Below are 25620 nucleotides of genomic sequence, written 5' to 3' on the forward strand. Positions count from 1 at the left end.
GTGGGGGAGCCAGAGCGCCGCGACCTCAGCGTCGCCGGGCATCCCACCCCGGTGTGGGTCCACCCCGGACGCAGGCCCGGGCGACCGGTGCTCATGATCCACGGCTTCCGGGGCGACCACCACGGTCTCGACCGGATCGCCCACGCGATGCGCGATCGCACCGTCATCGTCCCCGACCTGCCGGGCTTCGGTGAGGCGGCGCCCCTGACCGGCGGTCTGAGTCTGGCCGCCTACCTCGATCATCTCCGCCTGCTCATCGCCGAGGTGACCGCTCAGTGGGAGGCCGTGCCGATCCTCGTCGGCCACTCCTTCGGGTCGATCCTCGTCTCGCACCTCGCCGCAGACGATCCTGCCGCGATGCCCGAACTCGTCCTCATCAACCCGATCACCACGCCCGCCCTCGAGGGCTCGGCACGCGTCCTCACGGCACTGACCCGGGTCTACTACGAACTCGGCGCCCGCCTGCCGGAGCGACCCGGCCGGGCCCTGCTCTCGAGTCCCGTCATCGTCCGGCTGATGAGCGAGGTGATGGCGACGACGAAGGATCCCGGGCTGCGCCGCTACATCCACGACCAGCACGCCCGCTACTTCTCGACCTTCAGCGACCGGCGCTCCCTCGCGCAGGCCTTCGACGTGTCCGTCGCCCACACCGTCACCGAGGTGGCCCCCGACCTGACGATGCCCCTCCTCGTCATCGCGGGGGACCGGGATGCGATCGCCCCGATCGACGTCACGCGCTCCGTCGTGCGCGGACTCGACGACGTCAGGTTCGTCGAACTCTCCGGGGTGGGGCACCTCGTCCACTACGAGCGGCCCGAGGCGGCCGCCTCGGCGATCGAGGAGTTCTCCCGCACACGCGACTGACCGCGCCGCAGATGCTCTGCGACGCGGTCAGCGATGTCTCAGGTCAGCGGTGACCCGACATGAGGATCAGGAGCGACGATCGACGATCGCGTGGTAGATCATCGGCAGCATGAAGGCGATCGAGGCGACGACGAGGCCGGCCCAGAACACCCAGAACTCGGTGCCGGCGGGGGAGGAGAACGCCGCGCCGAAGAGGTAGATCGAGAAGATGAAGAGCGCGAAGCAGACGACGAAGACGACGACGTCAGCGAAGTTCGCGGAGTTCTGCGTTCTCTGCGCGGCGGGGTTGGACATGTTCTCCTCCGAGACTTGCGGCGATACGGCGATGATCAGCCATCAGTCTACATGCCGTAGAGAACGACACGGGCATTCCGGCGGGGGCCGTGTCAGTCCCGGGCGTGCGAGGTCAGTCCCGGTCGTACGAGCGCTCCGGGGCGAGCCAGCCGAGCAGCGCGGAGACCACGGAGACGATGATCGCGGCGAGGATCGCCTGGAAGAAGAACGAGTCGATCGTGAAGACGAACGGCGTGAACCCGCTCAGCCAGCTCGTCAGCGCGAGCATCGCGGCGTTGATGACGATCGAGAACAGACCGAGCGTCAGACAGGTGATCGGTGCCGACAGCACGCTGATGATCGGTTTGATGAAGGCATTGGCCAACCCGAAGATCAGACCGATGACGAGGTAGGAGACGACCATCGCGAAGACCGGACCGACCTGTTCCTCGATGAGCTCATTGCCGGCGATGCTCACGCCGGGCAGCAGCCACACGGCCACCCAGATGGCGAAGGCGTTGATGCCGACTCGGAAGAGGAAGTTCATGGTCATATCCTTTCACTCCCGTCTGCGGGTCCACTGAGTCAGGGATGGGAAAGCCGTGTCCGCGACCCCGTCCGCTGATCCCTGACCTGTGCCGATGAGACAGGGTGCCTGATGCGATCGTGACCGATGACACCGCCTGGCGCGGGCGCTCGGCAGGTAGGCTGGGGGCAGAGTTCCCATCCCACCGATGTGCATCTACCGAGTGCAGAGCAGTTCACCACGGCGGCACCGAATCCTCGCAGCGCATTGCGAGGCAGAAACGAAGAACGCCATGCAGCACCCCGATCAGAGGACACCGCACACCGAGCCCCCGACCGCCGAACCCGGCCTGCTCCGCGCCGTCGGTCTCAGCTATTTCCCCATTGCCTTCCTCGCCCGCATGCCCTATGCGATGGTCGTCGTCGGCGTCCTCACGCTCGTCGTCGCCGGCCGCGACTCGCTCAGCCTCGGCGGCCTCAACTCCGCGATGGTCGGGCTCGGCACGGCGATCTTCGGCTCCTTCATCGGCGCCGCCGCCGACCGCTGGGGACAGCGTCCCGTCCTCCTCGTCGTCGGGGCGATCAACAGCGCGGCTCTGCTCTTCCTCGCCTGGGTCGTCTTCTCCCCGCTGCCCGACGTCGTCGTCCTCCTCGCGTCCTTCCTCATCGGAGCGAGCGCCCCGCAGGTCTCCCCGATGTCGCGCTCCCGCCTCGTCGACGTCATCCTCTCAGTGCTGCCCGGCACCCGGCAGTCGAAGGTGCTCAACGGCACGATGGCCTACGAGTCCGCCGCCGACGAGGTCGTCTTCGTCTTCGGCCCCTTCATCGTCGGGCTGCTCGCCACATGGTTCTCACCCGTCGCCCCGATCATCGGTGCCGTCGCCATGACGCTCATCTTCGTCACCGCCTTCGCCCTCCACCGCAGCGGTCGCATCGCGACGTCGGGCGCAGCCGCCGCCGTCGTCAAGGGACCGGTGCGCGACCTCTTCACCGGACGGATCTTCGTCGTCGTCCTCGGCGTCTTCGGCATCGGGCTCGTCTTCGGTTCGACGCTGACGGCCCTGACCTCGCTGATGAATGACCTCGGCCACCCCGAACAGGCCGGGCTCGTCTACGGTGTCCTCGGCATCGGCTCGGCGATCCTCGCGATCTCCGTCGCCCTCTTCTCCCCGCGCTTCGCCCTCTGGGCGAGGCTGCTGTGCTTCGCCCCGCTGCTGCTCGCCGGCACCATCGTGCTCGCGACCGCCTCTGCGATGCCCGGGGTCGTCATCGGGCTCCTCCTCATGGGCACGGCGATCGGGCCGTCGCTCGTCACCCTCTTCAGCCTCGCCGCCGAACGCAGCCCCCGCGGACGCTCGGCCACCGTGATGTCGATGGCGGGATCGGCGATCATCGTCGGACAGTCCGTGGCCTCGGCGCTCGGCGGCATCCTCGCCGAGGAGGTCGGGACGTCCACGGCCATCGCCGTTCCGATCGGGGCCGCGATCGTCGTCGTCCTCGCCGCCCTCCTCAACGTCCTCGTGCGCTTCCGCCAGCGGAAACGAGACGTGGTTCACACGTAGATTCCGCGATCTGGGACACCTCTTCCCATTCCACCGAAAATGTGCTGTGTGCCATGTCGTGGGAGTAGAGTAACCGGTTGTTCGCGCTCCTACATCGCGCGATCGCACGACACAACGGAAAGCACGATATGTCTACCAGCACCTCGACGACCGAGGTCGTCAAGAGCGATACGCGGTTCTTCGGACACCCGCTTCCGCTCTTCCAGCTCTTCAGCCTCGAACTGTGGGAGCGCTTCTCCTACTACGGCATGAACGGCATCCTCGCCCTCTACCTGTACTTCCAGGTCACAGACGGCGGACTCGGACTCCCGCAGGCCACAGCGGTCGGGATCGTCGGCGCCTACGGCGGTGCCGTCTTCCTCGCCACCATCCTCGGCGCCTGGGTCGCCGACCGCATCCTCGGCGCGGAGAAGGTCCTCTTCTACTCGGCGATCATCATCATGGCCGGCCACATCGCGCTGGCGCTCGTGCCGGGATTCGGCGGAGTCGCCGCCGGCCTCATCCTCGTGGCCCTCGGGTCCGGCGGCCTCAAGGCCAACGCCTCCGCGCTCGTCGGTGAGCTCTACGAGGAGAAGGATCCCCGCCGCGACGCGGGCTTCACGATCTTCTACATGGGCGTCAACATCGGAGCCCTCTTCGGCCCGCTCATCACCGGTCTGCTCCAGCAGAACATCGGCTTCCACTACGGCTTCGGCGCCGCCGCCGTCGGCATGGCGCTCGGCCTCGTCATCTACGGCAGCGGCCGGAAGAAGCTGCCCGCCGAATCGCGCACCGCGGTCAACCCGCTGCCGAAGTCGAAGCTCTACCTCTTCATCGTCGCGGTCGTCGCCGTCGTCGTCCTCGCCACCGTGCTGTGGATGACCGGTCTCGTCAACCCCGAGAACCTCGACTGGTGGATCGCCGGCATCTCCGCGGCAGCCGCAGCGTGCTACTTCATCGTCATGTACACCTCGCCGCAGACGAACGCCACCGAACGCTCCCGGGTGCTCGCGTTCATTCCGTTCTTCATCACGAGCGTCGTCTTCTGGTCGATGTACCAGCAGATCTTCGGTGTCCTCACCGTCTACTCCGACGGTCAGCTCAACCGGTCGATCTTCGGGTGGGAGATGCCGATCAACTGGATCCAGCTCATCCCCGCCGCGTTCGTCATCATCTTCGCGCCGCTGTTCGCGACGATGTGGATGAAGCTCGGTCCCAAGCAGATCTCGACCCCGGTCAAGGCGGGCCTCTCGCTCGTCTTCATCGGCCTCGGATTCCTCATGTTCCTGCCGTATGCGACCGCGCCGGCGAACTCGACGCCGCTGCTGTGGGTCTGCCTCATCCTCGCCATCTTCGTCTTCGGCGAGCTGCTCATCTCCCCGGTCGGCCTGTCGTTCTCGACGAAGGTCGCCCCGAAGGTGTTCCAGTCGCAGATGATCGCCGTGTTCTTCCTCGCCTCCGGTGTGGGAACCGCACTCTCGGGTGTGCTCGGCGGCTACTTCGATCCGGCGAACCAGACCCCGTACTGGACGTCGATCGGCGGCACCTCGATCGTCCTCGGGCTCCTCGCGCTGACGCTGACGAAGCCGATGCTCAAGATGCTCAAGGGCGTGCGCTGATCCGCCTCTGACACCCGTATGTCTGACACCCGTCACCGCGGGTGACCAGACCGCAGGGAACCGCCCTGTCCGGAACTTCCCGGACAGGGCGGTTCTCCTGTCGGAGTCAGACCCCGATGAAGATCGGCAGCGCCTGCGGATGGTGGGCGGCGACGATCGTGAGGAAGACGATCGCGTCGAAGATGAGATGGACCGTGACGGTGTAGGGCAGGGACTTCGTCTTCGTGAAGATCACCGCCTGGACGACGGCGAAGGGAATCGTCAGCAGCGGACCGATCGACCGGTAGCCGAGCTCCCAGAGGAACGAGACGAAGATGATCGTCGTGAGCACGTTCGCCGTCCAGAAGTCGAAGTGCCGGCGCAGCAGGGCGAAGACCGTGCAGATGAAGAACAGCTCGTCCCAGAGGCCGACGGCGTTGACGCCGATGAAGAGCCTGAGGATCTCATGCCATTCGGTCACCGCCGGCCAGTTGAGGTAGACCCCGGTGCGGAAGAAGTACTGGGGGAGGACGAGCCAGGCGACGACGACGACGAAGATCAGCCAACCCCACTCGAGCTTCGACCACGGCTGACCGTGCCGGCGCGGGTAGACGATGCTCTTCTCCTTGAACCAGTACCGGGTGACGAGGAAGGGCCCGATGACGACGGCGCTGAGCACGATCCCCATCCGCAGGATGTTCGTCCACGAGATGTCGGCTTCGACGGAGATCGCGGAGATGAGCGCGAGAGCCCCGGCGATGACGCTGAGATCCCGGGCGAAGCTCCGGTCCGCGGTCGTCCACGCGAGGATGAGGGACGCGGCCATCGGCGCATAGCCCCACACCTTGACGGCCCGGAACTCCGTGCCGATCCCGAAGAGGATCACCGCCGAGGCGGCGAGGAGGACCGCGGCGAGCCCGGGACGTGAGACGACGCTCCATCTTCTCGGTTCGGTCTGTTCCTCCACGTCACCCACTCTAATCGAGACGGGCAGGGCGCATTGGTGAAGAGCGGCGCCCACGTCCTAGGATCGACGGAGACATCCCCGACCGGACGACTCACCGCGACTCCTCCGGCCCGACGCAGCGAAAGGACGTGCGTGGACCCCGAGGCCTATTCCCGGATCATCGCCGGAGCTCTGCCGGTCGGCAGTGAGAGCGTGCCCCTCGCCGAGGCGGTCGGTCGGATCCTCGCCCACGACGTCGTCGCCCGGGATCCGATCCCGGCCTTCGCCACCTCGGCGATGGACGGCTACGCCCTCGACGCCCGCGCCCTCGCCCGGGCCCGCACGGGCGCCCCCGTCTCCGTGGTCGGCGACGTGCCCGCCGGTCACCGCCCGGTCGACATCGCCGCCGGCACAGCGGTGCGGGTGATGACGGGTGCCGCCGTCCCGGCCGGTGCCGTGGCCGTCGTCCCCGTCGAATTCACCGATGCCGCTCGGACCGGAGAGATCCCTGAGACGATCACCGTCGCCGGCCTGCCGGAGACGATCGTCGGCCGGTGGAACATCCGCGACGTCGGTGAGGACACCGCGGTCGGCGACATCGTCGTCCTCGGCGGTCAGCGCCTGGGGGCCGCGGCGATCGGGTCGCTCGCGATGCTCGGGGAGACCACCGTCGAGGTGCGACGGCGGCTGCGCGTCGGACTCATCGTCACCGGCGACGAACTCGCCGCCGCCCCGGGGGCTGCGACGGCGACCGCGCCGATCATCCCGAACTCGAACCTGCCGATGCTCTCAGCCGCCATCGTCACCGCCGGGGCGATCCCGCACCTGGGCACGAGCAGCGACGATCCGGCCGAGTTCCTCGCCGTGCTCGACGGTCTCCTCCCCGACGTCGACCTCGTCATCACGACCGGCGGGATCAGCGCCGGGGCCTTCGAGGTCGTGCGGGCGAGCCTCGAGGGCACCGACTCCGAGTTCGTCCGGGTGCGCCAGCGTCCCGGGGGTCCGCAGGGGCACGGGCGCCGCGGCGGCGTGCCCCTGCTCCACTTCCCGGGCACCCCGTCCGGCGCGCTCCTGTCTTTCCATCTCTTCGCGCTCACCCTGCTGTCGGGGACCGACCTCGCCGCACGCTGGCAGCGGGCCGTCTATGCCGGCCCCGACCTCGCCGGACACGTCAAGGGCGTGTCCTTCGTCCCCGTCACCGTCTCCGTCGAGGGCACCGTCGTCCCGGCCGAACGCGCCCGGCTGCGCGACTTCGCCGGTGCCGACGCGATCCTCCGCGTGCCCGCCGCACCGGCGGCGATCTCCGCCGGCGACCTCGTTCAGGTGCTCCCGCTGCCGGCCACCGGCCTCGCGGGGTAGCGGGCGGCGAGCGCGCGTGCGCGCACCGGTCCTAGACTGAGAACCATGGACCTTGCCCGCTACACCCGCCAGATCCGCCTCCGCGGATTCGGCGCAGAAGCCCAGGAGAGACTGCTCGCCTCCCATGTCGTCGTCATCGGCGCCGGGGGCCTCGGGGCGCCCGTGCTCACCTATCTCGCCGCCGCCGGGGTCGGCACCATCAGCGTCATCGACCCCGACGTCGTCGAGCTGAGCAACCTCCACCGGCAGTTCCTCCACGCCGAGGAGGAGGTCGGCAACCGCAAGGTCGACTCCGCGGCCCGGCGGCTGGCCGGACTCAACTCCGACATCGAGATCATCACGCACCCGGTGCTGCTCACCGCCGACAACGCCGAAGAGCTGCTGACCGGGACCGACATCGTCGTCGACGGCAGCGACAACTTCGAGACCCGCTACCTCGTCAACGATGCGTGCGAGCTGCTCGGGATCCCCCTCGTGTGGGGCACGATCCTCGGCTTCGACGGACAGCTCGCCGTCTTCGACGCCCGCACCGGGTCGACGCTGCGCGACCTCCACCCCGAGATGCCCGCGCCCGGGTCCGTGCCCAACTGTGCGACCGCCGGGGTCATCGGCGCCCTGTGCGGCAGCATCGGCTCGGCGATGGCGATGGAGACGATCAAGGTGCTCGCCGGCATCGGCACGCCCCTGCGCGACGCCGTCTCGATCCACAGCAGCCTCGATGCGAGCTGGGAGACGATCCCCGTCGCCCGCGACCCCGAACGCCGGCCCGTGACGAGCCTCGAGGACCACCGCAGCGGCGGTGCACCGGGGCCAGCCGTCGCCCCCGCCGCGGCAAACGCGCCTGCCGCCTCGGCGACCCCATCTGCCGACGAGGCCATCCCGGTCATCACGTGGGAGGGCCTCACCCGCGACGACGTGCTCGTCGACATCAGGGACGACGACGAGGTGTCGGCGGGCAGCGTCGCCGGAGCCGCCCACATTCCCATGGACCGACTCCTCGCCGATCCCGGGCTGCTCACGGCGACCGACGGTGCGACGGTCGTGGGGGAGTCGGCGCGCTTCGCCCTCTACTGCCGGTCAGGGGTGCGCTCGGCCCGGACGGTCAGCGCTCTGCGCCGGGCAGGGATCGACGCCGTGTCGATCTCCGGCGGCTACCTCGCTCACCTCTCCCGCGGCAGCATCGACGCCGCGTTCTGACCGACGGTCGCACCCCAAAACGGGGTCACACCCCAGCGGGCGGTCACCCCTCGAAATGTGGACCCGCGCTCACACAGCGCTTCGTCCCGCTCACCCCCCGGCGAAGGGCGGGAGGACGTCGACGGTGTCTCCGGCGGCCAAGGGCGCTTGCCGGTCGGTGCGCGCCCGGGCGTTGACGAGGAAGCTCGACCGCTCAAGGACCGTGACCGCCTCGGTGTCGGCCCCAGCAGTGAGGACGGCGATGAGATCGGCGAGAGTGGCCGCCTCGGCGGTCGACTCCTTCGTGCCGAACGCCTCCCGGGCGGCGGCGAAGAAGCGCACGGTGACGGTCGCGGGTGCGGCGGCATGCGAGGCTGCGGTGGTCGACACGGTCTCTCTCATCCTCCGATGGCGCTCATCGGTCGCTGCGGCTGGGTGAAGTCGGCGGAGTCCATGCCGTGCCCGGCGAGCTTCGCCCAGTGCGCGCCCTTCCACAGGTTCGCGATCTCCTCATCCGTGGCACCCGAGCGCAGCGCGACGAGCAGATCGACCTCGGTGCGGGAGAACAGGCACGTGCGCACCCGGCCCTCGGCGGTCAGCCGGGTGCGGGTGCAGTCGGCGCAGAACGGGCGCGTGACCGAGGCGATGATGCCGACGTCGCCGAGGTCGGTGTCCGGATCCTCACGGCTCGCCACCCGGAACTTCTCCGCCGGCGCCCCACCGCGCGGGGCCTCGTCCGGCGTGAGGACGAAGCGGGGTTCGAGCAGCGCGAAGACGTCAGCGGCGGTGATCATCGTCCCGCGATCCCACGAGTGCCCCGCGTCGAGGGGCATCTGCTCGATGAACCGCAGCGACAGTCCGTGGCCGAGGCACCACTGGAGGAGGTCGGGTGCCTGCGTGTCGTTGACCCCCGGCAGGAGCACGGCGTTGATCTTCACCGGGTCGAGACCGGCGTCCTTCGACCCCTGGATGCCGTCGAGGACGCGCTGGAGGAACGGACGCCGGGTGATCTCGGCGAACGTGTCGGCATCGACCGTGTCGAGGGAGACGTTGATCCGGTCGAGACCGGCCTCCTTGAGCTTCGCCGCGCGCTTGTCGAGACCGATCGCGTTCGTCGTCAGGGCGATGTTCGGCCGCGGGGTCAGGGCGGCGACGCCCGCGATGATGTCGGTGATGTCGTGGCGGGTCAGCGGCTCTCCGCCGGTGAACCGGATCTGGTCGACGCCGAACCGCTCGACGCCGATGCGGGCGAAGCGGATGATCTCCTCGGCGCTCATCGCCGCATCGCGGGGCATGAACTCGACACCCTCGGCGGGCATGCAGTAGCTGCAGCGCAGGTTGCAGAAATCCGTCAGCGAGATCCGCAGGTCCCGCGCCCGCCGTCCGAACGTGTCGAGGAGCGACTCCTCGCTGTGCGCGGTGAACGACGTGCCCGGGTCGAGAGTCGGAGTCCTCACCATCGGGGTCGGCAGGCCGATCGTCCCCATGTCCGTTCTCCTCCCTTGACGAAAGCTCTTCGCTATCATCGTCCCATGACCAGCGCCTTCACGCATCGTCGTCGGGTATTCGAGACGATCAGTCCGCTGCGCGGCTCGGCGCGCATGCCCCTGACCGCCCTTCTTCAGGTGCCCAGGCAGCTGGCCGCCGATGTCGTCTCCGCCGTCGACGTCCCCGCCTTCGACAACTCGAGCATGGACGGGTTCGCCGTCGCCGCACAGACCCTGACGACCGCACCGCGGGACGGGTCCCGCCTCGGCCCGCTGCCCGTCGTCGGGCAGGTCGCCGCCGGAGCCCGGGGCGCTGCCGTGGACCCCGGCACCGTCGTCGAGATCATGACCGGAGCCCCGGTGCCCGAGGGTGCTGACACGATCATCCCCATCGAGGCCACCGAACCGGGCACCTTCGGGGCGACGGAGATCACCGTCGAGGACGCACCCGCAGCCGGCGCGTTCGTCCGCGCCCGCGGCAGCGACGTCACCGCCGGGACCACCGTGCTCCGCGCCGGTGCGCTGCTCACTCCCGCCCGCCTCGGCGTCGCCACCGCCTGCGGAGTCGTCGACCTCGACGTCGTCACCCTCCCGCGGATCCTCGTCCTCAGCACCGGAGACGAGATCGCCGGGGACGCCGACGCCGGCATCGAGGATTCCAACGGCATCACCCTGACCGCGAGCCTCACCCGCCTCGGCGCCGAGGTCACCCAGCTGCGGGTGCCCGACGACCCGGAGGAGCTGCTGCGCCGAGTGCGCGCCGTCGACACCGACCTCGTCGTGTCCACCGGCGGCATCTCGAAGGGCGCTCGCGAGGTCGTCAAACTCGCCGCGACCCTCGACCCGGGCGCGGACATGCTCTTCGAACCCATCGCCATGCAGCCCGGCGGACCGCAGGGCGTGGGCACGCTCGCCGGTCACCCCTGGGTGGCCCTGCCGGGCAATCCCGTGAGCGCCCTCATCAGCGTTGAGCTCTTCATCCGCCCCGCCCTCCTCGGCATCGACCCCGGCCTCGATGCCCGCCCCGTCGGCTTCCACCCGCTGGCCGCCGACCTCGACGAGACCCCGCCTGCCGGCAAGCTCCAGGTGCGGCGGGCGATCGTCGACGACGACGGCATCACCTTCGTCGGCGGCTCCCGGTCGCATCTGCTCCACAGCTACGCCGAGAGCACCCACCTCGTCTTCATCCCGCCCACCGACGACCCTGACGACCCGTTCGCGGCCGCGGGGGATAGGCTGAGAACGTGGACAATCGCGTGAGCCTCACACACCTCGACGAGTCCGGAGCCGCCCGGATGGTCGACGTCGGCGACAAGAGCACCACCCGGCGGCGGGCCGTGGCCACGGCCACGATCACGACGACCCCGGAGGTCATCTCCCTCATCGGTCAGGCGGGCCTGCCCAAGGGCGATGCCCTGCCGGTGGCGCGGATTGCCGCGGTGATGGGCGCCAAGCGCACGAGCGACCTCATCCCGCTCTGCCATCCGCTGCCGCTGACCGGCGTCGACGTCGACTTCACCCTCACGGACTCCGCCGTCACGGTGACCGCGGCCGTGAAGACGGTGTCGGTGACCGGTGTCGAGATGGAGGCCCTCACCGCCGTCTCCGTCGCCGCGCTGACGATCTTCGACATGATCAAGGCCGTCGACAACCGCGCGGTCATCGGGGACATCAAGGTCCTCGAGAAGACCGGCGGCAAGAGCGGGGACTGGAAGCGGGAGTCATGACCGTCATCACCACCGGCATCACCGAGTCCCCGATCAGCGTGACCGACCTCGAACCCGAGGTCGTCACCGCCGAATGCGGGGCCGCCGTGACCTTCTCCGGGATCATCCGCGACCACGATTCGGGCCGCGGTGTCACCCGGCTCGTCTACGAATCCCACCCGCTGGCGCCCGCGCAGATCGCCGAGGTGGCCGCCGCGGTGGCCGCCCGGCATCCCGCGGTCCGCCTCTCCGTCGTCCACCGGGTCGGAGAGCTGACCGTCGGCGATGTGGCGCTGGCCGCCGTCGTCGCCTCACCGCACCGCCGGGAGTCCTTCGTCGCGTGCGGCGAGCTCGTCGACGAGGTCAAGGAGAAGGTGGCGATCTGGAAGCACCAGTTCTTCACCGACGGCGACGACGAATGGGTGGGAGCGCTCGAATGACTCAGCTGCGCATCAGCGAGGCCGCCCGGTTCCTCGGCGTCAGCGACGACACGATCCGTCGCTGGATCAGCGACGGCCGGCTCGCGCAGCACAAGGACGCCTCGAACCGGTCCGTCGTCGACGGGGCCGAACTCGCCGTGCTCGCCCAGGACGGCGCCGGTTCCCTCGACGACCCGACGCACGTCCGCAGCTCGGCGCGCAACCGCTTCACCGGGCTCGTAACCGACGTCGTCATCGACGGGGTGATGGCGCAGGTCAGCCTCCAGTGCGGGCCGTTCCGGGTCGTGTCCCTGATGTCCGCCGAGGCGTGCCGTCAGCTCGAACTCGAACCCGGCAGCCTCGCCACCGCGGCCGTCAAGGCGACGATGGTGTGGATCGACACCGCTGGCGGCGACTGACCCTTACCAGTCTCAGATGCTGACGCAGATGCTCTGAAACTCCGCATCTGCGGGTGATAATGGGTGGATGATCTGTGATTCCACACCGGGAGACCATCCGTGACGGGGCGTGCCCGGAGGCATGCGACGGCGCCGAGGTGGCTGTGGATTCCCGCTGTCCTCGCCGTCGCGTTCCTCCTCGTCCCCATCATCGGGATGGTCACCCGCATCGACCTCGGCCACCTCGGCGAGGTCATCGGGGCCCCCGAGTCGCAGCTGGCGATGGGACTGTCCCTGCTCACGTCGACGATCTCCGCGCTCGTCAGCGTCGTCCTCGGCTTCCCGCTCGGCTATCTGCTCGCCACGACGACGTTCCCGGGACAGCGGCTCGTGCGCACCCTCATCCTCCTCCCGCTCGTCCTGCCGCCGGTCGTCAGCGGCCTCGCGCTCCTCTACACGTGGGGGCGCTCGGCGTATCTCGGGTCCCTGCTCACCGAGGCCGGTCTCGGGCTCGCGTACACGACGGCGGCCGTCGTCGTCGCCCAGATCTTCGTCTCCCTCCCGTTCATGGTGATGTCGGTCGAGACCGCGGTCGCCGCGCGCGGGCAGCGCTACGAGATCGCCGCCGCCGAACTCGGGGCGACCCCGATGCGCGTGTTCGCCACGGTCACCCTCCCCATGCTGCGGGCAGGCATCCTCACCGGCGCCGTCCTCTGCTTCGCCAGATCCCTCGGCGAATTCGGGGCGACCCTCACCTTCGCCGGCTCCCTGTCGGGCGTGACCCGGACGATGCCGCTGCAGATCTACCTCGTCCGCGAGTCCGACCCGCAGTCGGCGATCGCCCTCTCCCTGCTCCTCGTCGTCACCGCGCTCATCATCATCGTCCTCGCGTACCGCTCGCCCCACGCCCCGCGTCTGCGCCGCTTCGGCCCGCGCGCTTCGGCTCCCGGCGCCACCATCGCGCGCACGGGCGCACCCGCCTCCCGGCCGGACGACACCGATGCTGTCCTCCCGGTGGCGGAGGCCCAACCGGAACCCCATGCCGCTTGCAGGGGCGTCACCTCGGAGATCGGCCGCGGAGCCGCCACGGGCGCCGTCGCCGGAGCCGCCACCAGTCCCGCCGCCGGGGCCGGCGACGGGCGACTGAGCCTGAGCGCCCAGCTGCCCACCCGCGGACTCGACATCGCCCTCGACGTGTCCGCCGGGCAGACGACGGCGCTCATCGGCCGCAACGGGGCCGGGAAGTCGAGTCTCTTCCAGATCATCACCGGCGCCCTGCCCGCCGAATCCGGGGCGCTGCGGCTCGGCGACCGCACGATCTTCGACATCGACGCCGGCCACTGGCCGCCCATCCACGCTCGCGGGGTCGTCCACCTCGCCCAGAACCCGCTGCTCTTCCCGCACCTCAGCGTCCTCGACAACGTCGCGTTCGGACTCCGCGCCCACGGACACCGGAGCGCCGAGGCCCGCACCACCGCCCAGGCGATGCTCGACCGCCTCGGCGTCGGCCACTGCAGCGACCGCCGCCCCGACGAGGTCTCCGGCGGGCAGGCAGCGCGCATCGCCCTCGCCCGGGCGCTCGTCATCGACCCCACGCTCCTCCTCCTCGACGAGCCCCTCGCCGCCCTCGACGTCGACGTGAAGATCAGCACCCGCGCCGTCCTCGCCGACGTGCTGCGCGGACGCAGCGCCCTGCTCATCACCCATGACGCCGCCGACGTCGCGGCACTCAGCCGCGCGCTCGTCCTCATCGACGCCGGTCGCGCGCGTCTCGTCGAGGCCGACGGACAGGCCGGGCCCGGGAGCGACGACGACTTCGTCCGCAGCTTCCGCGCCACCACCCCCACCCGCCTCGGCAGGGAGGCCGACGACAGGAGCACCCCGGCCTTTGCGAGTCGGACCGAACCGGAATAGTGTGAAGGCGATCACACCGCACGCTGTCAGTGACCGCTGACGGGATACGAAGGGCGACAACGACGTGGCTGACCTCTCCTACTCCTCCGGACCGTCGACCGAACCCCTGCGCGGGGAGACGATTCCGGCGAACTTCCGGCGCACCGCCGCCGCCCACCCGGACGCGATCGCCCTCATCGACCGCGGCTCCGACCGACGCTGGACGTATGCCGAGTTCGACGCCGACACCGACGCGCTGGCCGGTGCCCTGCTCGAACGCGGCCTCGGCAATGGCGATCGCATCGGGATCTGGGCGCAGAACGTCGGGGAATGGGCGCTCGTCCAGTACGCGACGGCGAAGATCGGGGCGATCCTCGTCAACGTCAACCCCGCCTACCGCGCCCACGAACTCGAATTCGTCGTGGGCCAGTCGGGGATGACGATGCTCATCTCGCAGATCGCCGCCCCGCCCCATTCGGACTTCCACGCCCTGGCCACCGAGGTGGCCGCCTCGGTGCCGGGTCTCGATCTCGTCTTCCTCGACACCGTCCCGGACGCTCTGACCGGAACGGCGACGATCGGGGAGCGCGAATCGTTCGCCCACCTGCTGACCCAGGGCCGGGAGCTGCTCGCCGACCCCGGAGCGAAGTACGCGGTGCGCCTCGAACAGGCGGCGGCCGAACTCTCCGCCGACGATCCCATCAACATCCAGTACACCTCCGGGACGACGGGCTTCCCCAAGGGCGTGACGCTGTCCCACCACAACATCCTCAACAACGGCTACTTCATCGGCGAGCTCCTCTCGTACTCGCCCGCCGACTCCGTCGTCCTCCCCGTGCCCTACTACCACTGCTTCGGCATGGTCATCGGCAATCTCGCGGCGCTCAGCCACGGGGCCTCGGTCATCCTCCCGTCCCCGGGCTTCGACCCGGCGGCGAGCCTCACCGCCGTCGCCGAGGAAAGGGCGACCTCCCTCTACGGGGTGCCGACGATGTTCATCGCCGAACTCGGCCTGCCCGACTTCGCCGACTACGACCTGTCGACCCTGCGCACCGGGGTGATGGCCGGGTCCCCGTGCCCGGTCGAGGTGATGCGCCACGTCATCGACGACATGAACATGTCCGAGGTCGCCATCTGCTACGGGATGACCGAGACCTCGCCGGTGTCGACGATGACCCGCGCCGACGACTCCCTCGAGGCCCGAACGCAGACGGTGGGCCGGGTCATGCCCCACGTCGAGGTGAAGATCGTCGACCCGGTGACGGGCCAGACGATGCCCCGCGGGCAGAAGGGCGAACTGTGCACCCGCGGGTACTCGGTGATGCTCGGGTACTGGGAGGAGCCGGACAAGACCGCCGAGGCGATCGATGCGGCCCGCTGGATGCACACCGGCGATCTCGCGATCATGGACGACGACGGGTACGTCGACATCTCCGGCCGGATCAAGGACATGGTCATCCGCGGGGGAGAGAACGTCTACCCGCGGGAGATCGAGGAGTTCCTCTACCAGCATCCGGCGATCAGCGACGTCCAGGTCATCGGCGTCCCCGACGAGAAGTACGGCGAGGAGCTCATGGCCTGGGTCATCCTCAAGGACGGCTACGACACGCTGACCGCCGCCGACGTCAGGGAGTTCGCCGAGGGCCGCCTCGCCCATTTCAAGATCCCCAGGTACGTCGAGGTCCGCGACTCGTTCCCGATGACGGTGTCCGGAAAGATCCGGAAAGTCGAGTTGCGCGAAGAGGGCGAGAGGATCGTTCACGCAGGCAGCAGCGTGTGAATGTCGCTCAGGTCACAAGTTCATTGCAGTTGTCCTGGGAACACGTGACGTTTTTCATGTGAGCAGGTCATTCACTAAGATCAGTGGTCATGAGAGTTGAATCACAACCGCTGGTCTCGATGACCGACGTCGAGAAGCACTACGGTGACTTCCACGCGCTCAAGCACATCGATCTCGACATCCACGAGGGTGAGGTCGTCGTCGTCATCGGTCCCTCCGGCTCGGGCAAATCGACCCTGTGCCGGACGATCAACCGGTTGGAGACGATCACCTCGGGATCGATCACGATCGACGGCAAGGAGCTGCCGGCCGAAGGTGCGGCGCTCGCGCAGCTGCGCTCGGACGTCGGCATGGTCTTCCAGTCGTTCAACCTGTTCGCCCACAAGACGATCCTCGAGAACGTCACCCTGGGCCCGATCAAGGTGCGGAAGCTGAAGAAGGCCGACGCGGACAAGCAGGCGATGGCGCTGCTCGAACGCGTCGGGGTCGCCCACCAGGCCGACAAGTACCCCGCTCAGCTCTCCGGCGGGCAGCAGCAGCGCGTCGCGATCGCCCGGGCGCTGGCGATGAAGCCGAAGGTCATGCTCTTCGACGAGCCCACCTCGGCGCTCGACCCGGAGATGATCAACGAAGTCCTCGACGTCATGGTCGAACTCGCGAAGGAGGGGATGACGATGGTCGTCGTCACCCACGAGATGGGGTTCGCCCGCAAGGCCGGCAATCGCGTGGTCTTCATGGCCGACGGGGAGATCGTCGAAGTCAACGGTCCGGAGGAGTTCTTCACGAACCCGCAGAGCGGGCGCGCCCAGGACTTCCTCTCGAAGATCCTCACGAACTGACCCACCCCCGATTCGACCCTCTGTTCCGTTCGACACCACCAAGGAGAAACCATGAAGAAGCTCAGCGTCGCGATCGCCTCGGTCGCGGTCGGACTCCTCGCCCTCAGCGGATGCGGGCAGGGCGGCACCCCCGACAACCCGGCCGACGGCGGTTCGCAGGCCGCGGCCCCGGAGTACCCGGTCAACGAGAGCGCCGACGTCGCCGACTCGAAGACCTGGCAGGCGGCGAAGGACGCCGGTCAGCTCAAGGTCGGCGTGAAGTTCGACCAGCCGGGTCTCGGCAACGTCACCACCGGCTCCGAGAACCCGGAGGGCTTCGACATCGAGATCGCGAAGATGGTTGGCGCGCAGCTCGGCTTCGCCCCTGACCAGATCGACTTCGTCGAGACCGTCTCGGCCAACCGCGAGCCCTTCCTCCAGCAGGGCACCGTCGACATGGTCGTTGCGACCTACACGATCAACGACGAGCGCAAGCAGGTCGTCGACTTCGCCGGCCCCTACTACGTCGCCGGTCAGGACCTGCTCGTGAAGTCCGACTCCGACATCGCCGGTCCCGAGGACCTCGCCGGCCGCAAGGTCTGCTCGGTCGACGGCTCGACCCCGGCGCAGCGGATCCAGGACGAGTACGGAGACGCCGAACTCGTCACCTACGACACGTACTCGAAGTGCGTGACCGACCTCCAGTCCGGTGCCGTCGACGCGGTGACGACCGATGACGCGATCCTCCGCGGGTACGCGGCGCAGAACGAGGGCGAGCTCAAGGTCGTCGGCAAGCCCTTCAGCGAAGAGCCCTACGGCATCGGCCTGCCCAAGGACGACACGGCCCTGCGCAACGCGGTCAACGACGCGGTGCAGACGAGCATGGACGACGGGCAGTGGACCGAGGCCTTCGAGTACACGCTCGGATCGGCCGAGGGCGTGAAGATGCCGGAGATCGACCGCTACTGACCGCTTGCCGCACCGAGGCCGCCCACCGGCTGCCTCACTGACCTGATGCGAGGGCACCGACCGGTGCCCTCGCATCGATTAAGGAACCCGGGATGGACTTTCTCGCCCTGCTCGAGCTCTTCGGCTCCGGCATTTGGGGCACGGTCAAGCTCTTCACCGTCACCCTCGTCGGATCGCTGGTGCTCGGCACGATCCTCGCCGCCATGCGGGTCTCACCGACCCCGGTGCTGCGGATCGCCGCCTCGGCGTACATCAACATCGTCCGCAACACCCCGCTGACGCTCGTGATGTTCTTCTGCGCCTTCGGACTGCCCTTCCTCGACATCCGCTTCGGCGACTCGAGTTCGTTCAACTCCTTCGTCTACGCGACGCTCGCGCTCACCGCCTACACCGCGTGCTTCGTCGCCGAGACCCTCAAGGCGGGCATCGCGACGATCCCCGTCGGCCAGGCCGAGGCCGCCCGGGCCATCGGGCTGACGTTCAACCAGACGCTGACGGAGGTCATCCTGCCGCAGGCCTTCCGGACGGTCATCCCGCCGCTCGGCAGCGTCATCATCGCGATGCTCAAGAACACGTCGATCGCCTCGGCGTTCAACAACCGCGAACTCATCTCCGCGATGCGCAACGCGATCGAGCTCCGCGGCGACCTCGTCATCCCGATCCTCTTCGGCACCGCCGTCGCCTACCTCATCCTCGCGCTCATCCTCGGGCGCATCTTCTCCTACCTCGAGCGGAAGCTGGTGATCCTCCGATGAGCGCACCGACAGAGGTTCTCTTCGACGCCCCGGGCCCGAAGGCCCGCCGCAACAACGTCATCCTCTCGATCGTCTCGACGATCGTGCTCGCCGGGCTCATCGCATGGATCATCTGGAAGTTCGCCGACGCCGGACAGCTCGAACCCGAGAAGTGGTATCCGTTCACATTCGCCCAGATCCAGCTCGTCCTCCTCGACGGCATGCTCGCGACCCTCAAGGTCGCCGCCGTCGCCTCGGTGCTGGCGCTGGCCGTCGGCGTCGTCTTCGCCCTCCTGCGGCTGTCGTCGAAGCGGATCATCTCCGTGCCCGCGACGATCGTCCTCGAGTTCTTCCGCGGCGTGCCCGTCCTCCTCCTCATCTTCGCGACGTTCCTCCTCTTCGGGAACACGATCGGCCCGTTCTGGTCCGTCGTCATCGGCCTCACCCTCTACAACGGCATGGTGCTCGCCGAGATCATCCGGGCCGGCATCCTCGCCGTGCCGAAGGGCCAGCGGGAAGCGGCGATGGCGATCGGCCTGCGACCGGGACAGGTGATGAGCCTCGTCCTCATGCCGCAGGCGCTGCGGGCGATGATGCCGACGATCGTCGCGCAGATCGTCGTCCTCCTCAAGGACTCGGCGCTCGGCTTCATCGTCACCTACCAGGACCTTCTCTACCAGGTCAACCTCATCGGCCGCGAGTACAATAACCTTCTGCCGACGTTCATCGTCGGTGCCGCGCTCTTCATCATCATCAACATGATCGTCGCGAGCTTCGCGCGGTGGCTCGAGAGGCGACTGCAGCGCAAGACCACCGCCGACGTCGAGGGCGAAGGGCTGACGACGGCACCGGTGCGCTGAGCAGCTCACCGACGATGAAAGGGACGTGAGGATGGAACCCGAACTCAGCGCCACCCCGGTGACGATGCGCCACAACCGTGACCGGGAGCGCTTCGAACTCTTCACCACCGACGATCCCGAGGCGTTCGTCGGGTTCCTCGCCTACCAGCGGATCGGCGACAGCACCCTCGAACTCCAGCACACGATCATCTCCGAGGGCTTCTCCCGGCGCGGATTCGCCCGCACCCTCGTCACGCACGCCCTCGACGAGATCCGGGCGAACGGGGAGACGATCGTCCCGCTGTGCACCTACGTCCAGGACTACCTGCAGCGGTTCCCGCAGTACGCCGATCTCGTCGCCGACAGGTGAGGGCGGGAGCCGGTCGGTACGCCCCGAGCCCCAGCGGCGACCTCCACATCGGCAACATCCGCACCGGGGTGCTCGCGTATGCGCGCGCCCGGCAGCAGGGCCAGCGCTTCCTCTGGCGCGTCGAGGACCTCGACCGGGTCCGGCCGGGCGCGGCGGAGTCCCAACGGGCGGTGTTCGCCGACCTCGGGATCGTGCCCGACGACGACCCCCTCGTCCAGTCCGCGCGTCTCGACGTCTACGCTGAGGCGATCGCCCGTCTCGATGAGGCGGGACTCGTCTACGAATGCTACTGCTCGCGCAAGGACATCCAGCAGGCCCCCTCCGCCCCGCACGCCCCACCGGGGGCGTATCCGGGCACGTGCCGCGACCTCTCCGAGGAGCAGCGCACCGAGGCGCGGACCGCCCTGGCCGCCGCGGGCCGGAGACCGGCCCTGCGGCTGCGCTCGGAGAACCGGGAGGTCACCGTGGCCGACGCTCTGCTCGGCACGATCACGGCACCGGTCGACGACGTCGTGCTCCGGCGCGGTGACGGCGTGTTCGCCTACAACCTTACCGTCGTCGTCGACGATGCGGCCAGTGGGATCACCGAGGTGGTCCGCGGGGACGACCTCGCCTCCTCGGCCCCGCGGCAGGCCCGTCTTGCCGAACTCCTCGACCTGCCCGAGCAGGCGTGGCTGCACGTGCCGCTCGTGCTCAACGAGTCGGGGTCCCGGCTGGCCAAGCGCGACGGCGCCGTGACGTACGAGCAGCTGCGCGCCCGCGGCTGGACGGTCGCCGATGTCTACGGATGGATCTGGGAGTCCCTCGGCGGGGCCGATCCGACGTCTGCCACCGGAGGCAGTGCCCGGTGGCGGTCGATCGAGGACGTCATCGCCGGGCTCGACGTCGCGCGGCTGGGGTCGGAGCCGACGGTGTTCGTCCCGCCGGCCGACGACGCGGCCTGAGCGGCGGGCCGTTTCAGGCGGTCCGTCTCAGGCCGTTTCAGGCAGTCGGTCTCAGGCCGCGGTGTCGACGTATCCGGCGATGACGTCGGCGTAGATCGACTCGAACGTGTCGAGCGTGTACTCGATGTCATGGGTGGCGACGACGTCGAGGGAGGCCCGGGACATCGCCTCGTACTGCGGGGGCGTCTGCGTGCAGATGCGGGTGAAGCGATCGGCGAGGGCCTCGATGTCCCGCGGTGGGAACAGGTAGCCGTTGACGCCGTCGCGGACGAGATGGGGCAGGGCGACGGCGTCGGCGAGGACGACGGGTTTGCGCGAGGCCAGGGCCTCGAGTGTGGCGATCGACTGGAGCTCGGCCGTCGAGGGCATGCAGAAGAACGTGCACCGGGCGTAGGCGTCCATGAGCGCGGAGTCGCTGATCTTGCCGAGCACGTGGATGCGCTCGGCGATGCCGAGTTCCGCGGCGAGCGACTTGAGCGGCTCCTCCTGATCGCCGCCCCCGACGATGTCGGCCTCGAGGCCGAGTGCCGGGTCGGTGAGTGCGACGGCGCGGACGATGTCCTCGGCGTGCTTCTCCGCCGAGAGCCGACCGACGAAGAGCACCCGCGGGGCGGCCGCCTCGGTGCCCGACGAGGAGCCCTTCCCGCCGGTCACGGGCTGCTTGAGGTGGGAGAACCGGTCGAGGTCGATGCCGCAGGAGACCGCGCGGATGGGGGAGCTGAAGCCGTTCTGCGTGAGCAGGTCGGCGGCGAGCTGCGTGGGGACGGTGATGAACTCGGCGGACTGGAACTTCCGGCGCAGATCCCACCAGGCAAGCGCGGTGCCGCCGTCGACGAGCGGCTTGGGCACGCGGAGGTAGGGGCGGACGTTCTCGGGCATGAAGTGGTTCGTCGCGACGACGGGGATGCCGCGCTTGTGCGATTCGGAGAACGCGTAGCGGCCGATGACGAAGTGCGCCTGCGTGTGGACGACGTCGGGCTTGAGGGTGTCGAGGAGGCGGGCGATCTCCGGTTTCGTCTCCCACGGCATGCAGATCGTCCACGTGGGGTGGAGCATCCAGCGGTGGGAGGTGAGGCGGTGGACGGTGACGCCGTTCTCCACGCTCACCGAGGGGGTGCCGGTCGCCGAGGGGCAGGCGACGTGGACGTCATGTCCGCGGGCGGCGAGTCCCGCTGCCAGGCGTTCGGCGAACTTCGCCGCTCCGTTGACCTCGGGGGCGTAGGTCTCGGTGGGGATGAGGATGCGACGGGTCGATTGTGCGGACAGAGCTCAACTCTCCTCGGTGTCGGTCAACTGATCGTTCTGGCGGGCGTCGCGGCGTTCGTCCTCGCGATCCTTGACATCGGGATGATACCGAGACAATACAACGACCCCGAGACACGCGACCAATCCTGTGATCGTGATGACAACGACGAGCCACGGGGGAGCGGCGTGGGCCTCACCGAGGACGACGGAGCCGAGGATGACCGCGGCGATGGGATCGACGACGGTGAGCCCGGCGATGACCATCTCCGGGGGACCGGCGGCGTACGAGTTCTGCACGAACCAGGAGCCCAGGGCTGCGGCGACGATGAGGGCTGCGACGTTGAGCCACGTGACGTTCTCGATGCCGGCGCGGAGGAACTGCACGCTGACGAGATGGGCGTTCGTCGCCACGCACGCGAAGAGCAGGCCCGCCGCGGTGATGAGGACGAGCTGCGGGGCGTGGCGGAAGAAGAGCATGACGATGAGCCCGGCGGCGACGATGACGCCGGTGATCCACACGAGCGGAAGGGCATCGGCGCCGAGGTGGACCGACGTCCGCGCAGTCGTGGCCGACAGGGCGACGAAGACCGTGACGCCGACGGTGCACCACACGACGGCCTGGACGAGGCGGCGGTTGACCTTGAGCCCGCGGTACCTCACGCCGAGGAGGACGGAGACGATGAGGGAGAACGCCCCGATCGGCTGGACGACCATGACGGGGGCGAGGGCGAGGGCGAGGAAGTTCCCCAGGGTGCCGAGGCCGAGGATGAAGAGCCCGAGCAGCCATTTCCGGTTCCCCAGCAGCTCCTTGAAGTGCGCCCAGCTCAGACCGTCATGGGAGTTGTCCTGATCGGCGACGGCGTCGTGCTGGTAGAGGGCCCCGAACGCGAGGGCCACAGCTGCCAGAACGGCTAAGGCGATGGCCACAATGGTCACGTGTTCTGCTTCCGTCGGGGATGGCTCGCAAGGGTCACCCCCGATGTTACAGTGCAGTACGCGCGAGCGTCGTGCGCGCGGGGGAATTGTCCGGTTCCCCGTCTCCCCGAGGTGGGGGAAACCGGAGCTGTCCGCCTCGGGCACCGCTGGCCCAGGGCGAGCGGGGCGGGTGTGACCTAACGCACTGGGCGCCGCTTTGGCGAGGTCGGCTCACCTTTGCTATGCTGATTTCTCGTGCGCAGGTCACTGCCACATTCCTCCGTAGCTCAGTTGGCAGAGCATTCGACTGTTAATCGAAGGGTCGCTGGTTCGAGCCCAGCCGGGGGAGCAGAGCAAGGCCCCGTCGTTCCCGACGGGGCCTTTGTCGTTCCCTGAATGCCCGCACGCACACCCACATGGGTATGCGGGGCCCGTGCAGCCAGCAGGAAGCCGCGCACCGCCTGCGACCGGCCGGAATAATTGAAACCTCAACCAGGTTGGCATGGATATGAAGGCATTCGGATTCTTGAGTTTCGGCCATTACGGACCCGGCGCGGCCCCAGGGGAGTACGGCGCGAAGGAAGCCCTGAAGCAGGCTGTCGAGATCGGCGTCGGCGCCGACGAGATCGGCGTCAACGGAGCGTACTTCCGCGTCCACCACTTCGCCAGACAGGCGGCGTCGCCGATCCCCGTCCTCAGCGCGATCGCCGCGAAGACGAAGCACATCGAGGTCGGCACCGGCGTCATCGACATGCGGTAGCACATATCGAGGTTGCAACACTCGTTGACGTAAGCTTGGTTGCATGGTCGAACTGGTATCGCTGAGGAAGACGAACGAGGTGGCGGCGTACGTCCGCGCCTCGTTGGACCGCAAGGGCGACCGGTGGACTGTCGAGACCCAGTTGCGGAAGATCAGGGCGCTGGCCGAGGCGAAGGACTGGGAGGTCGTCGAGGTCTACGACGACAACGCGGTGTCGGCGACGAAGAAGCGCCGCGCTGGCACTCGGTGGGCCGAGATGCTGAACGACGCCCGGGCGGGTCGGTTCTCGATGGTCGTCGCCGTGGACATGGACCGCTTGCTGCGCAGCACGAAGGACTTGAACACGCTGATCGACCTCGGTTTGCGGGTCGTCACGGTGGACGGCGAGATCGACCTCTCGACGGCGGACGGCGAGTTCCGGGCGACGATGCTCGCCGCTCTCGCCCGGTTCGAGGCACGTCGCAAGGCCGAGCGTCAGATCCGGTCGAACGAGCGCCGACGTGCCGAGGGCATACCGGCGTCCACCTGGAAGGCGTTCGGCTGGACGCGGGAGGGCGAGCTGATCGAGGAAGAGGCCAACGCGGTTCGGCGGGCCTTCGACGCGTTCCTCGGCGAGCCGTCGCTGTCAATCCGTCGCATCCGCGAGGACCTGAACAAGGCCGGACACCTCACCGCGCGCGGGTCGGAGTTCTCCGTCGATGCCGTGCGGTACCTGCTGGCGAATCCGCTCTACGCTGGCTACATCAAGCACTACGACTCGGGCGAGTTGTACCCGGTGCAGGGCGAGGGGTTCCCGCCCATCGTCAGCGAACAGACATGGCGGGCTGCGGTGGCGAAGCTGGAGGACAACGTGCGGAGGTCGGCGAGGCAGGGCAACCAACCGAAGTACCTCCTGTCCACGATCGGGCTGTGCGGGAAGTGCGGCGCGACGCTCGTCTCAGGGACGAACAGCCGCAAGCAGCCGACGTACCGCTGCGGTGAGCAGTTCCACCTCACCCGCCAGCGCGAGCCCGTCGACGCGATGGTCACCGAGGCGGTGCTCACCCGACTGTCCTCGGCGGACGTGCACGACCTCGTGATGCCGCAGGAAGACGCTGGGCCGGACCGCGAAGAGCTGCTGACCGAGCGGAACGCCCTGGTCGAGCGCGTCAAGGAGCTGAGCCCGCTGCTGCGCGACATCCACCAGCCCGTGCTGGAGATCACCGCGGCGATCAACGACGTGAAGGCTCGCATCGACGAGATCGACGCGGAGCTGCTCGACCGATCGGTGTCGGTGGCGGCGAAGCTGCTCGCGGACGTTGACGAGCCGGTCGGCACCGCGGAGCGCCGCGAGGTGGTCGAGTCGAAGTGGAAGGAGTTGGACGTGGACCGTCGCCGGATGCTCGTGGACGAACTGGTGACGGTGACCATCGAGCCCATCGTTCCTGGTCACGTGAAGTTCGACCCCGATCTCATTCGGATAGAGCCGAGACGCGACTGACTCATGGCTCGACTCGTCATTGCAATGGTGAGTCGAGTCATGGGAGAATGGTTACAGACAAGAAGATCCCACCGGGGCCGCGACTTTGAAGCGCGGGGTTCTGCTCCCGGATGAGTAGCCGGTCAAACAGCCCAACTACGGTGGCGGGGAACCGGAAGCACACTCATGTCTGAGGTCTTCCGATGTCTGTCGTTATCGACGCTCCCCGCGCTTCCGCGCTGGACCGTCCTGGGATCGCCCAGGACTCGACCCCCGTTCCGCAGTCTGATGGGCTCGATCCCGTCATCGCCGTCGCCCGTGCCGCCGGTCGCCGTGCCGGTGAGCGCCTGGCCAACACGCCGCTGACCCCGCGTCAGCGCGCCGCCGTCGCCTCCGTGATGGGCGGTGGTCGCTGATGACTGCGAATGCTGCCGCCCTCGATCACGTCGAGGCGTTCCACTGGCGTCTGGGCGATCCCGCTCTCGCCGACGCGGAGGCCCGCCTCTAGGGTTATAGGCCAAAAAGTGTGTCCGTGCCGGGTGTGTCACCGACGTCGTCCGCCCCATCCTGACTGGATACCGATCCCGTCTTCCCACGAGAAC

General features: G+C 68.6%; 27 protein-coding genes and 1 tRNA gene. 21 read left to right on the forward strand and 7 right to left on the reverse strand.

Translation table 11 applies throughout. The features are described from left to right. The gene (locus ACFQ91_RS06180; RefSeq protein WP_344259353.1) at positions 1 to 864 is read left to right on the forward strand and encodes an alpha/beta hydrolase; all 864 of its coding nucleotides are present in this window, start codon (positions 1 to 3) and stop codon (positions 862 to 864) included. A gap of 66 nt (positions 865 to 930) precedes the next feature. Here ACFQ91_RS06180 and ACFQ91_RS06185 read toward each other — a convergent pair whose 3' ends face one another. Both ACFQ91_RS06185 and ACFQ91_RS06190 read right to left on the reverse strand, forming a co-directional pair. Beyond that, on the reverse strand, positions 931 to 1158 hold the full coding sequence (locus ACFQ91_RS06185) for a hypothetical protein (RefSeq protein WP_344249631.1): 228 nt from the start codon (positions 1156 to 1158) through the stop codon (positions 931 to 933). Positions 1159 to 1270: 112 nt separating this feature from the next. After that, entirely contained in the window at positions 1271 to 1684 is a 414-nt protein-coding gene (locus ACFQ91_RS06190) for a phage holin family protein (RefSeq protein WP_140955080.1), read from the reverse strand. A 271-nt stretch (positions 1685 to 1955) separates the two neighbouring features. Between ACFQ91_RS06190 and ACFQ91_RS06195 the strand changes: the two genes are divergently transcribed. Both ACFQ91_RS06195 and ACFQ91_RS06200 read left to right on the forward strand, forming a co-directional pair. Next, positions 1956 to 3224, forward strand: a complete 1269-nt coding sequence (locus ACFQ91_RS06195) for an MFS transporter (protein WP_344249626.1) — start codon at positions 1956 to 1958, stop codon at positions 3222 to 3224. A gap of 128 nt (positions 3225 to 3352) precedes the next feature. Next, entirely contained in the window at positions 3353 to 4822 is a 1470-nt protein-coding gene (locus ACFQ91_RS06200) for a peptide MFS transporter (RefSeq protein WP_198498673.1), read from the forward strand. Between the two features lie 106 nt (positions 4823 to 4928). On the opposite strand, the gene ACFQ91_RS06205 is transcribed toward ACFQ91_RS06200, so the two are convergent. Continuing rightward, on the reverse strand, positions 4929 to 5768 hold the full coding sequence (locus tag ACFQ91_RS06205; RefSeq protein ID WP_344249623.1) for a type II CAAX endopeptidase family protein: 840 nt from the start codon (positions 5766 to 5768) through the stop codon (positions 4929 to 4931). A 132-nt stretch (positions 5769 to 5900) separates the two neighbouring features. Here ACFQ91_RS06205 and ACFQ91_RS06210 point away from each other — a divergent pair, with 132 nt between their 5' ends. Both ACFQ91_RS06210 and ACFQ91_RS06215 read left to right on the forward strand, forming a co-directional pair. Further along, a complete protein-coding gene (locus ACFQ91_RS06210; RefSeq protein WP_344249621.1) occupies positions 5901 to 7106 on the forward strand; it encodes a molybdopterin molybdotransferase MoeA in 1206 nt (401 codons plus the stop codon). A gap of 45 nt (positions 7107 to 7151) precedes the next feature. After that, the gene (locus tag ACFQ91_RS06215) at positions 7152 to 8303 is read left to right on the forward strand and encodes a ThiF family adenylyltransferase (RefSeq protein ID WP_344249619.1); all 1152 of its coding nucleotides are present in this window, start codon (positions 7152 to 7154) and stop codon (positions 8301 to 8303) included. 90 nt (positions 8304 to 8393) lie between these two features. Here ACFQ91_RS06215 and ACFQ91_RS06220 read toward each other — a convergent pair whose 3' ends face one another. Next, positions 8394 to 8672 carry a MoaD/ThiS family protein gene (locus ACFQ91_RS06220; protein WP_344249617.1) on the reverse strand — a complete coding sequence of 93 codons (279 nt, stop codon included), beginning with the start codon at positions 8670 to 8672 and terminating at the stop codon, positions 8394 to 8396. Positions 8673 to 8680: 8 nt separating this feature from the next. Beyond that, a complete protein-coding gene (gene moaA / locus ACFQ91_RS06225; protein ID WP_344249615.1) occupies positions 8681 to 9769 on the reverse strand; it encodes a GTP 3',8-cyclase MoaA in 1089 nt (362 codons plus the stop codon). 45 nt (positions 9770 to 9814) lie between these two features. On the opposite strand from moaA, the gene ACFQ91_RS06230 reads away from it, so the two are divergent. From ACFQ91_RS06230 to gluQRS, 12 genes are all read left to right on the forward strand, one after another. After that, on the forward strand, positions 9815 to 11029 hold the full coding sequence (locus ACFQ91_RS06230; protein ID WP_344249613.1) for a molybdopterin molybdotransferase MoeA: 1215 nt from the start codon (positions 9815 to 9817) through the stop codon (positions 11027 to 11029). Positions 11030 to 11064: 35 nt separating this feature from the next. Beyond that, positions 11065 to 11496, forward strand: a complete 432-nt coding sequence (gene moaC, locus ACFQ91_RS06235; protein WP_376871846.1) for a cyclic pyranopterin monophosphate synthase MoaC — start codon at positions 11065 to 11067, stop codon at positions 11494 to 11496. Next, the gene (locus ACFQ91_RS06240) at positions 11493 to 11915 is read left to right on the forward strand and encodes a molybdenum cofactor biosynthesis protein MoaE (RefSeq protein ID WP_344249609.1); all 423 of its coding nucleotides are present in this window, start codon (positions 11493 to 11495) and stop codon (positions 11913 to 11915) included. Before moaC ends, ACFQ91_RS06240 begins: the two co-directional genes overlap by 4 nt. Next, complete coding sequence (locus tag ACFQ91_RS06245; protein ID WP_198498682.1) at positions 11912 to 12313, forward strand: molybdopterin-binding protein; 402 nt, start codon at positions 11912 to 11914, stop codon at positions 12311 to 12313. Before ACFQ91_RS06240 ends, ACFQ91_RS06245 begins: the two co-directional genes overlap by 4 nt. Before the next feature lie 99 nt (positions 12314 to 12412). Then, positions 12413 to 14206, forward strand: a complete 1794-nt coding sequence (locus ACFQ91_RS06250; protein ID WP_344249607.1) for an ABC transporter permease — start codon at positions 12413 to 12415, stop codon at positions 14204 to 14206. A 64-nt stretch (positions 14207 to 14270) separates the two neighbouring features. Then, entirely contained in the window at positions 14271 to 15965 is a 1695-nt protein-coding gene (locus ACFQ91_RS06255) for an AMP-binding protein (RefSeq protein WP_344249605.1), read from the forward strand. Between the two features lie 110 nt (positions 15966 to 16075). Next, positions 16076 to 16804 (forward strand): amino acid ABC transporter ATP-binding protein, encoded by a 729-nt coding sequence (locus tag ACFQ91_RS06260; protein WP_211979286.1) that lies wholly within the window; start codon positions 16076 to 16078, stop codon positions 16802 to 16804. A 51-nt stretch (positions 16805 to 16855) separates the two neighbouring features. Then, positions 16856 to 17752, forward strand: a complete 897-nt coding sequence (locus tag ACFQ91_RS06265) for a glutamate ABC transporter substrate-binding protein (RefSeq protein WP_344249603.1) — start codon at positions 16856 to 16858, stop codon at positions 17750 to 17752. 92 nt (positions 17753 to 17844) lie between these two features. After that, positions 17845 to 18507, forward strand: a complete 663-nt coding sequence (locus tag ACFQ91_RS06270) for an amino acid ABC transporter permease (protein ID WP_211977658.1) — start codon at positions 17845 to 17847, stop codon at positions 18505 to 18507. Continuing rightward, complete coding sequence (locus ACFQ91_RS06275) at positions 18504 to 19346, forward strand: amino acid ABC transporter permease (RefSeq protein ID WP_198498687.1); 843 nt, start codon at positions 18504 to 18506, stop codon at positions 19344 to 19346. The genes ACFQ91_RS06270 and ACFQ91_RS06275 overlap by 4 nt, the downstream gene beginning before the upstream one ends. A gap of 31 nt (positions 19347 to 19377) precedes the next feature. Further along, positions 19378 to 19695, forward strand: coding sequence for a GNAT family N-acetyltransferase (locus ACFQ91_RS06280; protein WP_198498688.1), 318 nt, complete (start codon positions 19378 to 19380; stop codon positions 19693 to 19695). Next, positions 19692 to 20639 carry a tRNA glutamyl-Q(34) synthetase GluQRS gene (gluQRS, locus tag ACFQ91_RS06285; RefSeq protein ID WP_344249595.1) on the forward strand — a complete coding sequence of 316 codons (948 nt, stop codon included), beginning with the start codon at positions 19692 to 19694 and terminating at the stop codon, positions 20637 to 20639. The genes ACFQ91_RS06280 and gluQRS overlap by 4 nt, the downstream gene beginning before the upstream one ends. A gap of 51 nt (positions 20640 to 20690) precedes the next feature. Here gluQRS and ACFQ91_RS06290 read toward each other — a convergent pair whose 3' ends face one another. After that, positions 20691 to 21905, reverse strand: coding sequence for a glycosyltransferase (locus ACFQ91_RS06290; protein WP_344259356.1), 1215 nt, complete (start codon positions 21903 to 21905; stop codon positions 20691 to 20693). Positions 21906 to 21908: 3 nt separating this feature from the next. Next, entirely contained in the window at positions 21909 to 22820 is a 912-nt protein-coding gene (locus tag ACFQ91_RS06295) for a DMT family transporter (protein WP_249120863.1), read from the reverse strand. Positions 22821 to 23075: 255 nt separating this feature from the next. On the opposite strand from ACFQ91_RS06295, the gene ACFQ91_RS06300 reads away from it, so the two are divergent. From ACFQ91_RS06300 to ACFQ91_RS06315, 4 genes are all read left to right on the forward strand, one after another. Next, positions 23076 to 23148, forward strand: a tRNA-Asn gene (locus ACFQ91_RS06300). A gap of 153 nt (positions 23149 to 23301) precedes the next feature. Beyond that, positions 23302 to 23559, forward strand: a complete 258-nt coding sequence (locus ACFQ91_RS06305; RefSeq protein WP_344249592.1) for an LLM class flavin-dependent oxidoreductase — start codon at positions 23302 to 23304, stop codon at positions 23557 to 23559. Positions 23560 to 23602: 43 nt separating this feature from the next. Then, on the forward strand, positions 23603 to 25039 hold the full coding sequence (locus ACFQ91_RS06310; protein WP_094426304.1) for a recombinase family protein: 1437 nt from the start codon (positions 23603 to 23605) through the stop codon (positions 25037 to 25039). A gap of 182 nt (positions 25040 to 25221) precedes the next feature. Continuing rightward, on the forward strand, positions 25222 to 25434 hold the full coding sequence (locus ACFQ91_RS06315; RefSeq protein ID WP_342037492.1) for a hypothetical protein: 213 nt from the start codon (positions 25222 to 25224) through the stop codon (positions 25432 to 25434). The last annotated feature ends 186 nt before the right edge of the window (positions 25435 to 25620 follow it).

The sequence above is a fragment of the Brevibacterium sp. NPDC056726 genome, from assembly GCF_042790515.1.
Classification (GTDB): domain Bacteria; phylum Actinomycetota; class Actinomycetes; order Actinomycetales; family Brevibacteriaceae; genus Brevibacterium; species Brevibacterium sanguinis.